We start from the raw sequence: 12,704 nt of genomic DNA on the forward strand, positions 1-12,704 counted from the left end.
CTATGTAAGTATTTAGGTGTTTAAACCTATCTAAATCATAAATCTAATAATTAAAAGTATTTTTTTGCACATACATTACATTTAAACAAAAAAACGGAACAAGCCCCGCTATCATAATTTCTATCGGAAACAAAGACAGGTAGGCCCTCCACAAAAGAGGCTTACGATTATCCGATAAAAACTAAAGGTAGCGAGACTTGTCGTTTAACTTTTCTATAAGGCAAGAGCTCAAAAGGGTACTAACGGCTTTTGACAACTAAATTTACAGCTTCTTGAATTACTTCATTCATTTTCTCGCCGTCACCCTCAGCATTTTGAACACATTCTAACAGATTTGTACTAACAATTACGCCGACCGTACGATCTACCGCTGAGCGTACAGCAGATAATTGTGTAATAACTGCTTTACAGTCCTTTTCTTCCTCCATCATTTTCAAAATACCACGTAACTGGCCTTCCATTCGCTTTACACGATTTTTCACTTGATCTGAATATTCCACATTCATTACCCCTTCGTTTATACTCGCTGCGTCAAGTTGAGTAATTATTATTCTTATCCTAGCACAAAATATTAAAAATACACGTGTTGCATTACGCTTACTACGGTTTCAAATATTTTAAAAGCATTTTAGTCATTACTGTACCTGCATTTGTTAATTCATCGTATTGAATAATCGAATTCTTTTTTAAACGTAGCTGACCAATCTCCACTTCGAATATTGGACATTTTCTTTTTAAGGCCATGATGAGCATGTTTGTATCGTATTCAAAACGATCCCCTTTTACTTCTATGAGCCATGGTAACTCTTTGATCTCTATGTAACGTAATCCTGTTTGTGTATCCATTAGTTTTTTATGAAACAATAATTCAAACAATAAACTCGTTGCTCGATTTCCCCAATATGAAAAGAACGTACTATCAGAAGAATGAAAATTGCGTATTCCTAAGACAATGCCTTCTGAAAATACTTTGGTCATGGTCAATACTAATTTAATATCCTCTAACGTATGCTGTCCATGTGCACCTACTGTTAGAACACCCTGAACATTCTCTCGTTTAGACCATATATAAGAGAAAGCTGTTTTTAATGCTCTGCCCTTCCCAATATTCTGTTCGTGTTGGAGCACTTTACATCTATCTATTTTCTTTAACTCTTCAAATATAGTTTCATATTTTTCATCGCTACCATCATTCACAATAACAACTTGCGTAATTGAGGTAGCTAATAATTGATGTACAAATGTTATAAATGATTGTTGCGGATTATATGTTGGAATAATTGCTGCAATTTTTTTCATCCATCAATCCCCCCAAAGACGATAAACTAACTCTTAAATCAAATAGTATCATACTAGAGACAATTCAACTGAGGAATTCTGTGGAAAATAATCAATAACACTAATAATTTCCCGATATATGAAAAAAGACTACTTTCGTTATTTAAGAAGAGGTGAGTACAATCGTCATACAATACGAGATCCTTCACGAACAATGTGAAAAATTACATTTACTATCGTTCACACATATAGCGCAAAACTTACAGGATGCTAGCAGCTCTGCTATTACACAGCCCTCGGTTGCTTTACAAAAGTCACGCCTCGTTCTTGAGGAAATAATCTATGACTTTTACGAGCTGGAAATGCACGCAAAACCGAAACTAAAAAATATCCGAACACTTTTAAATAATCGTAACTTTATTTCAAAAATTCATCCACGTCGCATTTATTTATTAATGGAGCTTGTCTTTAAAATGACAAGTACTAGCAACAATGACATCGTTGAAGCAAAGGCAGCCAAAATTGTTCTCGATTATGTCAGCGATATCGTAGAATGGTTTATTCACCGTTATGATCGTAGCCTGAAAGCATCTATATCGACTCGAAAAATTCCTAAATTTGAAGATATATTGCCACCACTTGATCCGAAGATGCTCGATCAGTATTCAGCGAAGGATTATGAACATGCCGCTAGTTGGTTTGAGTTTTCCGCGAATAAGGGCAATGCAAGTGCACAATACAACTTAGGCTTCCTCTATAACCACGGTCGCGGTGTCCAAAAAGATTATGTGACAGCCAAAATGTGGTATGAGAAAGCAGCTGCTCAACATGATGCCAATGCACTTTATAGTCTTGGCGTGCTTTATCATTTAGGACAAGGTGTTGAACAAAATTATCAAGAGGCTGCTCATTATTATAAGGCTGCTGCGGATTTAGGAAATGCCGATGCACAATATAATCTTGGTGTCCTTTACAATCAAGGGCTTGGCCTTGCTATTGATTTTAAGGAGGCTGCAAAATGGTATATTTCAGCAGCCAATCAGGGCAATACAAGTGCACAAAATAATCTTGGCTTTCTCTATCATAATGGAACGGGTGTACAACAAAGTTTTGAGGAGGCGATAGCCTACTTTGAAATGGCAGCACTTGCTGGAGATGCCAGTGCACAGTATAACCTCGGCTATATGTATCTCAAAGGTCGTGGCATCACACAAAATGCTGAGGAAGCTGCGAGATGGTTTCACCTAGCTGCACTTCAGGACCATACGAATGCAGAGTTTCAATTGGCCTTGCTCTACAATACAGGACAGGGCATACAGCAAGATTCCATTGAAGCAATAAAATGGTTTAAACTTGCAGCACATAAAGGTCATACCAATGCTCAATATTGTCTCGGCCTACTTTACCAAAAAGAAAAAGACAACACGCGCGCGGAAAGATGGTTTCAGCTTGCCGCTGATAATGGACATATTAGTGCAGGCTATGAACTTGGCCTACTTTTCGTCTATCAGCTACATCAGCCTGACAAAGCATTACAGTATTTTATAACTGCTGCTGAAAAAGGCTATGCTAATGCTCAATTCGAGCTTGGGCTGTTATATGCTAACGGTGTTGGGGTTGCATTGAATTATGCCAAGGCAGTTCAATGGTGGAGAGCTGCAACAGACCAATCTCATATTCAAGCTGAATATCAATTAGGGTTATTGTATGAACAAGGATTAGGCGTTTCCCAAGACTTAGATGAGGCTAGACGTTGCTATAGACTTGCGGCTATTCAAGGGCATGCTGGTGCACAATATCAACTTGGTAATTTATTTGATAAGGGCAAAGGGGTGACCCAAGATTTCACAGAGGCAGCTAAATGGATTGAACAAGCCGCTTCTAAAGGACATGCTAAAGCCCAATACCAGTTAGCCCAAATGCATAGCCATGGACAGGGTGTCCCTAAAGATTTTGCAAGGGCTGCCCAACTTTATCGGCTTGCTGCAAATCAGGGTCACCAAAAAGCTCAATTTCAGCTAGGCATGCTTTATAAGAAAGGACAGGGCGTTGCTCAAGATTATAATGAGGCAACACGTTGGCTTAAAAAATCGCTAGAATATTTAACTTAAAAGATGCTTAGACGAGCTATTGATTTAAAGTTGAAACTAAAAAATGTAGGCAAACTCAAATCTCTTTGAATTTGCCTACACGCTGACCGCGTCAAAAATAGGCGCGGTTTTATATTAATTTTTCATTTCCTGTTTTTGATTTACCATAAATGTCACAATAATAAATAGTGCAAAACTAATGAGCAATGTTGTGCCACCTACGATAAAGAAAATTAACGTAAATGTATGACCAAAGTTAAAAGGATTAATATTGTAGAACCACATACCAAGTGTTAAACCAAAGACTCCAATAATCGCTGTCCAACCATGTAATGCTACTAATTTTTGCGATTTCACTTTAAATGCACGGTAAAAGATGCCCCATGCAAACATACTCAACCAACCAACGAGTAAAACGTGTGCGTGAATTGGCCGAAATTCATAGCTACCTGACCCTGACATATGCGAACCTAAGTACGTACCCACTAATGCGAAAATCGCTGCGAGACGAATAAGACGTAAACTCCATTTTTGTTCCATACGATAACTCCTCCAAGTTTTAACTTACCTAGAAGTTTATCGATTGAACATGAACTTTACATGAACTCTATATTACAATTTTGGTAGGTGTATACAGACGCTTGTCCCTACGTTTATAGCACTTTTCATTTGCACTTCACCACCGTGCAATTCAACAATTTGTTTTACAATGGCAAGGCCGAGACCTGTCCCTTGCTTTGTTCTTGACTCATCAGCTCGATAAAAACGGTCATATACCTTTTGTAATTGCTCCTCATTCATACCAATACCACTATCCTCTATTAGCACTTCTATGAAAGTAGAATGTGCTTGAAGATGTATGTGAATTTCTCCCCCATTAACATTGTATTTAATGGCGTTTGTTAATAAATTATCCCATACATTTTGTAGTAGCCCTGCATCCCCTTTATATGTTACAGGCTCAATCTGATACGATAACTGCACATTGGCTTCCTCTAACTGCCATCGATATTTGCGCACAGTTTCCTTCAATTGCTCATCTAAATTGTACGGTTCTCTCTTTAGCAATCTAGTCGATTGATCAAGTGATGTCAGAAGTAATAGTTGCTTCGTTAATGTTGAAAGTCGCTTCGTTTCTAGCTCAATAATCGTCGCATATTCTTGTCGTTCTGGTTCAGAAAGTGTAGGATTTTTCAGCAAATCTACATAGCCCTGAATATTCAATAATGGCGATTGAAAGTCATGTGATACATTACTTATAAACTGTTTACGGATTCTATCGTTTTCCTGCAATTTTTCTGTCATCACATTAAAGCTATCCGCCAGTTGCCCAATTTCATCCGCACGATCTATCTCAAGCAACGTATCAAACTTTTCATGTGCCAACTGATGAGTTGCTTCTGTTAACTGTGTAATCGGTCTAATTAGTGCCTTTGCAAATAACAGCATAGCAAGTAAACTTAGTACGGCCATTCCAAGAATAAGACCACCTAACAGCGTATGGGCTTCAGAGAACAACAAACGAATGTCAGGTCTAATAAACAGTGCATACTGTTCATTTTTATACGTAAAAGGTACACCAATCGTATTAATGAGTTCATTGGCAAAAAAGCCTGTCATAAAAGTCTCTTTTGGGAAATCACGCATACCGTGATAAACTTCCCCATCTAAAACACGCTGGATAACATCTGCTGATAATTTTTTATCTCGGTATTCACCACCAAAGAAGCGATGTTCCTCTCCCGTTGTCACATAAATTTGGTAACCAATCTGTCCAAGCGTTGTTAAATAGCTATCTAAATCCATTTGCTTGGCGGATTCAATATAATCGACAATATCTTCCGCAATTGCAACATTTTTCGCATCATTTTTTCCTTTAGTTACTTGATGATAGTACGTATTCGTCATTAAAAATCCTATGCATAAACTGCCAATCATAATGAGCAATGTTGTAACAACAAACTTACTATATAACGTCTTCATATCGCACTCGCCTCGAGCTTATAACCAACACCGCGCACCGTTGTAATTTCGACGTCTGTTTCGTAGCGATGCAAGCGCTCTCGTATCCGCTTAACATGTGTATTTAACGTTTGCTCGTCCCCTTCATAGTCGTAGCCCCACACTTGCTCCATAATAATGCTACGTGTAAATACTTGATTGGGTCGAGATGCAAGTAATGCCAATAGCTCAAATTCCTTTAAGGGCAAAATAAGTGTTTCTCCAGCAATCGTAACCTCAAAGCTACGACGATCAATTTCGAGCTTACCAACCTGTATCGTGACCTGATTCTTTTTATCAAGTCTACGTAAAATTGCTGCAATGCGAAACAGCAATTCCTTTGGCTCGAACGGCTTCACAACATAGTCATCTGAACCTGCTAAAAAACCGCGCTCCTTATCTTCAAGCTCTCCTTTAGCCGTTAACAACAGCACTGGAATATCATAGTCCTTACTCAAAATTTCAGTTAGTGTAAAACCATCCATTCCAGGCATCATAACATCAACAACTGCCAAATCGGGCATATTTCCATCGAGTAATTGCAACGCTTTTTCGCCATTCTCCGCCTGTAATACTTGATAGCCTTCTCGTGTTAAATAAATATTGACTAACTGTAAAATATGCACGTCATCATCGACAACTAAAATTTTCATTTATCTTTGCCCCCATTCAATCTATTGCACTAGGAGTTCAGTTCCTAACATAGCTTGCGCTTTATGTAGAAAGGGCTGTCCTATAAGCCAGTCTATCAAAAATATGTACTTGCTATATCGTAAAAATCCACTGCGTTATCCCGTGGGCACTTCGGAAGCCGCATCCTTCGCCACTACAGCGTTTTTTACGCCTTACGCGCTGTGCGTTCCCGCAGGAGTATTCATGGATTTTTACTTAGTTAACCTTAATGCACTGCTATAAATTTCAGAATTGTTTGAGTGACTGGCACTCAAAATGAAAATATTGATATCAATAGCAATATAAGTAGTGGCAAGCCGATAACGATATAGCCTCTTGGATTTGCAAAATTCATTGTCCAGCCTACACCAAAACGCTTCTCTACAAATACTGATGGATCCTGACGATTCATATAAATTAGACCGCCCTTCCAATAACGATCCTCATCTATATCCATTAACTCTGAAACGACATTGTCTTTATAATGTACACGTAACTTTCGCTTTTTCCATACATAAACAAGTACTGAACCTATGATTAAAATGAGAAATGTCATGAAAAATGGTAGTAGTTTTTTTCCATCCGCCATTGAAGGGTAGATATTACTTAACTGTAGCATTGTTAATAATCCTGTTAAACTATAGCTGACCAATGCAATATTCCAGCTCATAAGCTTTCGTGTTTTTAATTCACTTTCCAAAGACTCCTGCTGTCGATTAATAGCCAATCGAATCGCCGAACGCTTTATAGAATCAGCAGTCCCCCACATCATACATTGCATCATTAACATAATTAGTGGCAGTGCAATCGCAGTAAAATACGATTTTTCTTGCCATGCATCCGCCGCTCCGCTTGGACCCCAATGTACCGCAATTGCATTTGGTATTTGATCATAATGCAATATCGTAAATATGATAAGAAAAACCGTGACACCTAGAGGTACCACATAAAATGGCCAAGGTAGTATTTCATCACGGCTACGGGCTGTTAAATCGACTGCTCTTACTTGTTTTATGTTCATGCCCCATTGCTCACGCATTTTTAACTTCATGATTTGTTGATGGTTGAACCAGTATAGCACCATACTGACGGCTAACATTCCAAATAAGCAGCTTAGTAAAAGAATACCTTGAACACTTTCTGAAGGAGCAAGTAACCAATAAAACACAAACATAATCATTAATATTAGCGCACCAAAAAGACCGACTGTTTGCGCATAGCGCTTTTTTGCAATAGCTAATGCTGGATGCTTTACATTTTGTTCAGGTACGGTAACTCCAAATACGATTGTCTCTCGTACGATATAAGGGACAAAAATTTGCATAGCTAATGTCATGATATACAAAATTGTAAAAATTCCTAGTAGCATGCTACACCCCTTCTATTGGTAGTTGCAAATCAGCAAATACCTTTTTCATCATGTGCTCAATTTGATCAACTGTTGCGCCGAGCACCATTCCTTCTGCCACAACAGGCTTTAAGTTTTTTTCAATCTGCTGCAACTGTTCTGGCGTTAATGCACGCTCCTCTGTTGAACGTATAATTGCACCTGATTTAGCACGAATAGTAATAATTCCTTTTGCCTCAAGCTCGTGGTAACTCTTATTTACTGTATGCATATTAACACCTAAATCTGCCGCTAAACTTCGGACAGATGGCAACATATCCCCTGGTCCCATGTCTCCTCTTGCGATACCCTCTATAATTTGCCGTGTAACTTGCTCATAGATAGGCACATCCGAAAAAGGCTCTATTTGAATAAACATCTATATCAGCTCCATGTTTGTTATACAATTAGTATAACAAAATTCCGATTTTATGCATAGAGAAATTGGGTTGTCTCATAATGGCAAAAAACGATTCTATAATGAATTTTTTATCGTATCAATAAACTTTTCTACAAGTATACTTTGCTTCTCATTTTTCCTTGTACAAATAGCAACTTTATGTTTACTATGTATCCCCTGTACATATACTCTAGCCAATTGCCCATTATCTACATACTCTTTAACTGCTAGTGAGGAAATAAAAATCGCCCCATATCCAGCCATAACTGATCGAATCGTTTCATTTATTCCACTAAATTGCAGGGCAATTTTAGGCGGTTTTACTTGATGCGTTTCACATAGCGAAAAGAGGTGATCTCTCATAGAGCTCCCTTCCTCACGCATGATAAAAGGTTCCTTCATCATTTTTTCTATAGAAACAGTTTGATTAGCATACGGGTGTTCAGGTGCCACTACAAACCATAGCTCATCTTCAAAAAGCTCCTCCCATAACACTTCCTCTGGTCTCTCCGAAGTTCCGCCTCCATAAATAGCGATATCCGCCTTATAATGTATTAGCTGCTCAAATGCTTCTTTTGTATTGACTGTTGTAATAACTAAATTAACGTCTTCGTTTAAGCCTTTAAAAGTAGCCGCCCATTTCGGGATTAAAAAATTAGCAGGTAAATACGTAGCTACAATATGTATAGAACCTATCTTGGCAAGGCGATAGTCCTCTATAAATGACTCAATATGTTGCTCAAGAGAAATAAGATTTTTCGCCTTTTCCGCTAACGCCTCACCGAATTCAGTCAATACGATCCCTCTGCCCTGCTGTTTAAATAATGAGACGCCTATTTCCTGCTCAAACCTTTTAATTTGGCTAGATACTGCAGGCTGACTAATATGCAATATATCAGCAGCCTTTGTAAAGCTACCTGTTTTAGCTACTTGGTAAAATAATTTTAATGCGTGACTATTCATGCCCTCTCCTTACTCATAACTTTAAGTTATGAACTAGTAATTATTATATATTTTTATTATAGTTCATTTTATCATACACTTTAGTTGCAATTGAAAATCACTATGGAAATGAGGAACTTTACTATGGCAATAAACAACGTATGGCATGACGTAGATGAATATTTTATTGAAAAGCTAATTCCTTTTGATGAAACAATGGAGAACGTATTACAGGCAAATAAAAATGCTGACATTCCAGAAATTGATGTATCCCCTACACAAGGAAAATTACTTTATCTATTAGCAAAAATAAAAGGTGCACAAAACGTTCTAGAAATTGGTACACTTGGCGGCTATAGTAGTATATGGCTTGCACGTGCTCTCCCCGAATCAGGGAAAGTTTACACACTAGAAATCGACCCTGCGTATGCAGAAGTAGCAAAGCAAAATATCCTAAAGGCAGGCTGTAGTAGCAAAGTCGAAGTGCTTGTAGGAAATGCACTAGATTCTTTACCTACCTTTAAAAATTCAGGACCTTTATTCGACCTTATTTTCATTGATGCAGATAAACCAAACAATCCTCAATATTTAAAATGGGCTTTAGAATTAGCGAATAGTGGAGCACTTATCATCGCTGATAATGTAGTGCGTAACGGAGAAGTGATCGATAATAAAAGTAAAGATGAACGTGTACAAGGTGTGCGTCAATTTATGGATTTGTTAGAACAAGAATCACGAATCGAATCTACAGCCATTCAAACCGTAGGGATTAAAGGATATGACGGTCTCGTGCTAGCGATTGTTAAATAACGAAAAGGAGATGTCCTATGCTTTCGCAAGACATCTCCTTCTACAATTACATAGTCACTACCGCTATTTCTTCTTTCAAACGTGCCACCGCTTCCTCAACGTTTACTGCATGTCCTAACTCATTGAGTGATTCACCAATTAGCCTCACTGCTTGTTCAAGCATAGCAGGTGTTGTATTCCCCATATGGCCTATACGGAATGCTTTACCTGCTAAATGTGCCAATGAACCAGCAACAATGACACCTTTTTCTGCAAGCTTTGCTCGGAACTTGGCATCCTCTACCCCCTGAGGATAGAGCATACAACTTAAAGTTGGAGCAGCAACAGTCTCTTCAGCAAGTGTCACCATACCATACTTAGACAATGCGAAACGTACTGCACGTCCATATGCTCTATGACGCACCTCGCGCTTTACAATCCCTTCATCTAAAACTATTTTCATAGCAACATTATAGGCATAAATTAAATTCACAGGTGGTGTGGCAAAGTATTTTCCTGGATCATTCATGACTGGTATCCAGTTTTCAATATCGCAGTAGTAGGCTGGTATCGTGCCAAGTGCTTCGCGAGCTTTTAATGCAGATTGATTAAAAGCGATAATTGCTAATCCTGGTGGTACACCAATAGCTTTTTGTGAGCCAGTTAATACGACATCTAATTTATAGTCAGGGTGTCCATACGCTTTATTCATATTTTCATCCAAGGCGGCTGTTGCAACTACTCCATCTAAAATGATAAGCGCTCCTGCTTGTTTAATAATTGGTACTAATGCATCTAAATCTGAAACAACACCTGTAGATGTATCAGCATGAGTAATCGTGACTGCCTTAAAATTCCCCTCTGCTAATTTTGCCTTTACAGCTTCTATTTCAACTTGTTTACCCCATTCTGCTTGCAGCACTTCTACTTGAATACCATAAGCCATTGCTAAAGGTGTAAAACGATCCCCAAAGTAGCCATGACTAATGACCAGGATTTTTTCTCCCTTGCCAACTGTATTGACGATCGCCATTTCCATCGCTAACGTTCCAGATCCTGCTAGTACAAACACCTCGCCATCTGTTTGGAACAGTTCCTTAGTCTGTGCTAATGCATTTTTATAAATCGCCACAAATCGTGAATCGGTATGTCCACGTGTCTCACTCGCTAAAGCATCATATATTTCATCAACTACTGGCGTTGGACCAGGAATTAATAACAGCTCTTTATTACCCATTTCGCTTCCCCCTCTAAAATGTTTTTCACTGTATAGAAAAATGCCTTACAAGCCCCCATCTAAGCTCGTAAGACATCTTGCACCCCATTTTTAAATCTCATTACCTTTAATATAAGTAGACCCCTTTTATTAAACAGTGCTCACTTAGTACTAGTAAGGAACAGGGGAACAGACCCCGCTCGTTACATTAGTGGAAGTCGTGAGCTGCATTCGAGTTCAGCCCACTATATTTTAAGAAAGTAGCTATGTTCGTTAGTAGATTCCTATCAATTAACTTAATTTTTCGTAACCTGGAAGTGTCAAGAATTCCACGAATTCATCTTGTTCAATTAAAGATTTAAACAGTTCAGCAGCTTCTTCATAGCGACCACTGTTATAAGCTTGTTCCCCAACAGCCTCTTTAATTTTCACAAGCTCTTCTTCCAAAATTTCTAGCACGAATGCTAATGTAATACCACGACCATCATCTAAAATACCTTTTGGATGACGAATCCATTGCCATACTTGTGTCCGTGAGATTTCTGCTGTTGCAGCATCCTCCATCAAGTTGTTAATTGGTGCAGCACCATTACCTCGTAACCAAGAAGCGATGTACTGAACCCCAACACTACAGTTAACGCGAAGTCCCTCAAGTGTAATTGTACCTTCTGGAACAGCTACTAAATCTTCGGCCTTAACATTCACATCGTCGCGTTTTTTATGAATTTGATTTGGTGTCTCCATAATGGCATCAAACTGCTCCATAGCTGTTGCAACCATACCAGGATGTGCTACCCAAGTTCCATCATGACCATCAGTTGCCTCACGACGTTTGTCTTCCGCAACTTTTGCAAATGCTACTGCATTTGCCTCGTCATCCCCTTTGACAGGAATTTGTGCAGCCATACCGCCCATAGCTGGAGCATTGCGTTTATGACATGTTTGAATACATAAAGACGTATAAGCCTTCATAAATGGAACCGTCATCGTTACTTGACCCCGATCTGGTAAAATGACATCGGGTTGATTGCGCAGCCGTTTAATGTAGCTGAAAATATAATCCCAACGGCCACAGTTCAGTCCTGCTGAATGATCGCGAAGCTCATATAAAATTTCATTCATTTCAAATGCAGCTAATATTGTCTCAATTAGTACAGTAGCTCTAATTGTACCTTGTGGAATACCGATGTAATCTTGTGCAAAGACAAAAACATCGTTCCACAAACGAGCCTCTAAATGGCTTTCTAACTTTGGTAGGTAGAAGTATGGACCCGTACCTTTTGCTAGTGCATTTTTAGCATTGTGGAATAAATACAGAGCAAAATCAAAGAAACTTCCTGAAATTGGCTCACCATCTACAAGGACATGCTTTTCAAGTAAATGAAGGCCACGTGGACGTACTAATAATACAGCTGTTTCTTTATTTAATTTATACGTTTTACCATTCGATGCCTGTGTAAATTCAATTGTCTTATTAATGGCATCACGCATATTAATTTGACCAGAAATCATGTTCTCCCATGTAGGAGCAGATGCATCCTCAAAACAAGCCATGAACATTTTCGCACCAGAATTCAATGCGTTAATTACCATTTTGCGATCTACTGGTCCAGTAATTTCTACTCGTCGATCTTGTAAATCTGCTGGCAGTGGCGCAATCGTCCAATCTCCCTCGCGAATATGCTTTGTTTCTGGTAAGAAGTCGAGTTTCTCACCAGCATCAAGACGTTTTTGACGTTCTTGACGAGCCTCTAAAAGCTCCTGACGACGCGCATCGAACTTTTCATGCAGGGCAAGAACAAACTCAAGGGCTTCTGGTGTTAAAATTTCTTTTGTTTGCTCGTTTTGTTCCCCAACAATAGTAAGCTTACCTGTAGTTACCTGTTCCATTAGTAGTTCCCCCACCTCTCGTGATTGAAGTTTCCCCCG

12 protein-coding genes are annotated in these 12,704 nt (G+C 38.7%); 2 read left to right on the forward strand and 10 right to left on the reverse strand.

What is annotated here, in order from left to right:
* Positions 1-239 precede the first annotated feature (239 nt).
* Positions 240-500, reverse strand: a complete 261-nt coding sequence (locus JNUCC52_RS12965; protein ID WP_010857552.1) for a metal-sensitive transcriptional regulator — start codon at positions 498-500, stop codon at positions 240-242.
* Positions 501-600: 100 nt separating this feature from the next.
* On the reverse strand, positions 601-1,299 hold the full coding sequence (locus tag JNUCC52_RS12970) for a glycosyltransferase family 2 protein (RefSeq protein ID WP_228134290.1): 699 nt from the start codon (positions 1,297-1,299) through the stop codon (positions 601-603).
* A gap of 152 nt (positions 1,300-1,451) precedes the next feature.
* On the opposite strand from JNUCC52_RS12970, the gene JNUCC52_RS12975 reads away from it, so the two are divergent.
* Positions 1,452-3,389: an SEL1-like repeat protein gene (locus tag JNUCC52_RS12975; RefSeq protein ID WP_337980121.1), complete on the forward strand. Its 1,938-nt coding sequence runs from the start codon at positions 1,452-1,454 to the stop codon at positions 3,387-3,389.
* A gap of 114 nt (positions 3,390-3,503) precedes the next feature.
* Here the strand turns inward: JNUCC52_RS12975 and JNUCC52_RS12980 are convergent, their stop codons facing one another.
* From JNUCC52_RS12980 to JNUCC52_RS13005, 6 genes are all read right to left on the reverse strand, one after another.
* Positions 3,504-3,908 carry a hypothetical protein gene (locus JNUCC52_RS12980; RefSeq protein WP_228134288.1) on the reverse strand — a complete coding sequence of 135 codons (405 nt, stop codon included), beginning with the start codon at positions 3,906-3,908 and terminating at the stop codon, positions 3,504-3,506.
* 72 nt (positions 3,909-3,980) lie between these two features.
* The gene (locus tag JNUCC52_RS12985) at positions 3,981-5,351 is read right to left on the reverse strand and encodes a HAMP domain-containing sensor histidine kinase (protein WP_337980122.1); all 1,371 of its coding nucleotides are present in this window, start codon (positions 5,349-5,351) and stop codon (positions 3,981-3,983) included.
* Entirely contained in the window at positions 5,348-6,022 is a 675-nt protein-coding gene (locus JNUCC52_RS12990) for a response regulator transcription factor (RefSeq protein ID WP_228134286.1), read from the reverse strand. Before JNUCC52_RS12990 ends, JNUCC52_RS12985 begins: the two co-directional genes overlap by 4 nt.
* Positions 6,023-6,312: 290 nt before the next feature.
* Complete coding sequence (locus JNUCC52_RS12995) at positions 6,313-7,410, reverse strand: DUF1648 domain-containing protein (protein ID WP_337980123.1); 1,098 nt, start codon at positions 7,408-7,410, stop codon at positions 6,313-6,315.
* Between the two features lies 1 nt (position 7,411).
* Complete coding sequence (locus tag JNUCC52_RS13000; protein ID WP_139860039.1) at positions 7,412-7,807, reverse strand: GntR family transcriptional regulator; 396 nt, start codon at positions 7,805-7,807, stop codon at positions 7,412-7,414.
* A 96-nt stretch (positions 7,808-7,903) separates the two neighbouring features.
* Positions 7,904-8,791, reverse strand: a complete 888-nt coding sequence (locus JNUCC52_RS13005; protein ID WP_337980124.1) for a LysR family transcriptional regulator — start codon at positions 8,789-8,791, stop codon at positions 7,904-7,906.
* A 123-nt stretch (positions 8,792-8,914) separates the two neighbouring features.
* Between JNUCC52_RS13005 and JNUCC52_RS13010 the strand changes: the two genes are divergently transcribed.
* The gene (locus JNUCC52_RS13010) at positions 8,915-9,580 is read left to right on the forward strand and encodes an O-methyltransferase (RefSeq protein WP_337980125.1); all 666 of its coding nucleotides are present in this window, start codon (positions 8,915-8,917) and stop codon (positions 9,578-9,580) included.
* A 46-nt stretch (positions 9,581-9,626) separates the two neighbouring features.
* Here the strand turns inward: JNUCC52_RS13010 and JNUCC52_RS13015 are convergent, their stop codons facing one another.
* Positions 9,627-10,796: a pyridoxal-phosphate-dependent aminotransferase family protein gene (locus JNUCC52_RS13015; protein WP_337980126.1), complete on the reverse strand. Its 1,170-nt coding sequence runs from the start codon at positions 10,794-10,796 to the stop codon at positions 9,627-9,629.
* 270 nt (positions 10,797-11,066) lie between these two features.
* Positions 11,067-12,665: a malate synthase A gene (gene aceB / locus JNUCC52_RS13020; protein ID WP_337980127.1), complete on the reverse strand. Its 1,599-nt coding sequence runs from the start codon at positions 12,663-12,665 to the stop codon at positions 11,067-11,069.
* Between the last annotated feature and the right edge of the window lie 39 nt (positions 12,666-12,704).

It is taken from the genome of Lysinibacillus sp. JNUCC-52 (genome assembly GCF_015999545.1).
Classification (GTDB): domain Bacteria; phylum Bacillota; class Bacilli; order Bacillales_A; family Planococcaceae; genus Lysinibacillus.

Coding starts and splice junctions, on each gene's coding strand:
- JNUCC52_RS12970 (WP_228134290.1), bottom strand. CDS start 1,299: ATGAAAAAAATTGCAGCAATTATTCCAACATATAATCCGCAACAATCA.
- JNUCC52_RS13015 (WP_337980126.1), bottom strand. CDS start 10,796: ATGGGTAATAAAGAGCTGTTATTAATTCCTGGTCCAACGCCAGTAGTT.
- aceB (WP_337980127.1), bottom strand. CDS start 12,665: ATGGAACAGGTAACTACAGGTAAGCTTACTATTGTTGGGGAACAAAAC.
- JNUCC52_RS13005 (WP_337980124.1), bottom strand. CDS start 8,791: ATGAATAGTCACGCATTAAAATTATTTTACCAAGTAGCTAAAACAGGT.
- JNUCC52_RS12995 (WP_337980123.1), bottom strand. CDS start 7,410: ATGCTACTAGGAATTTTTACAATTTTGTATATCATGACATTAGCTATG.
- JNUCC52_RS12985 (WP_337980122.1), bottom strand. CDS start 5,351: ATGAAGACGTTATATAGTAAGTTTGTTGTTACAACATTGCTCATTATG.
- JNUCC52_RS12980 (WP_228134288.1), bottom strand. CDS start 3,908: ATGGAACAAAAATGGAGTTTACGTCTTATTCGTCTCGCAGCGATTTTC.
- JNUCC52_RS13000 (WP_139860039.1), bottom strand. CDS start 7,807: ATGTTTATTCAAATAGAGCCTTTTTCGGATGTGCCTATCTATGAGCAA.
- JNUCC52_RS13010 (WP_337980125.1), top strand. CDS start 8,915: ATGGCAATAAACAACGTATGGCATGACGTAGATGAATATTTTATTGAA.
- JNUCC52_RS12990 (WP_228134286.1), bottom strand. CDS start 6,022: ATGAAAATTTTAGTTGTCGATGATGACGTGCATATTTTACAGTTAGTC.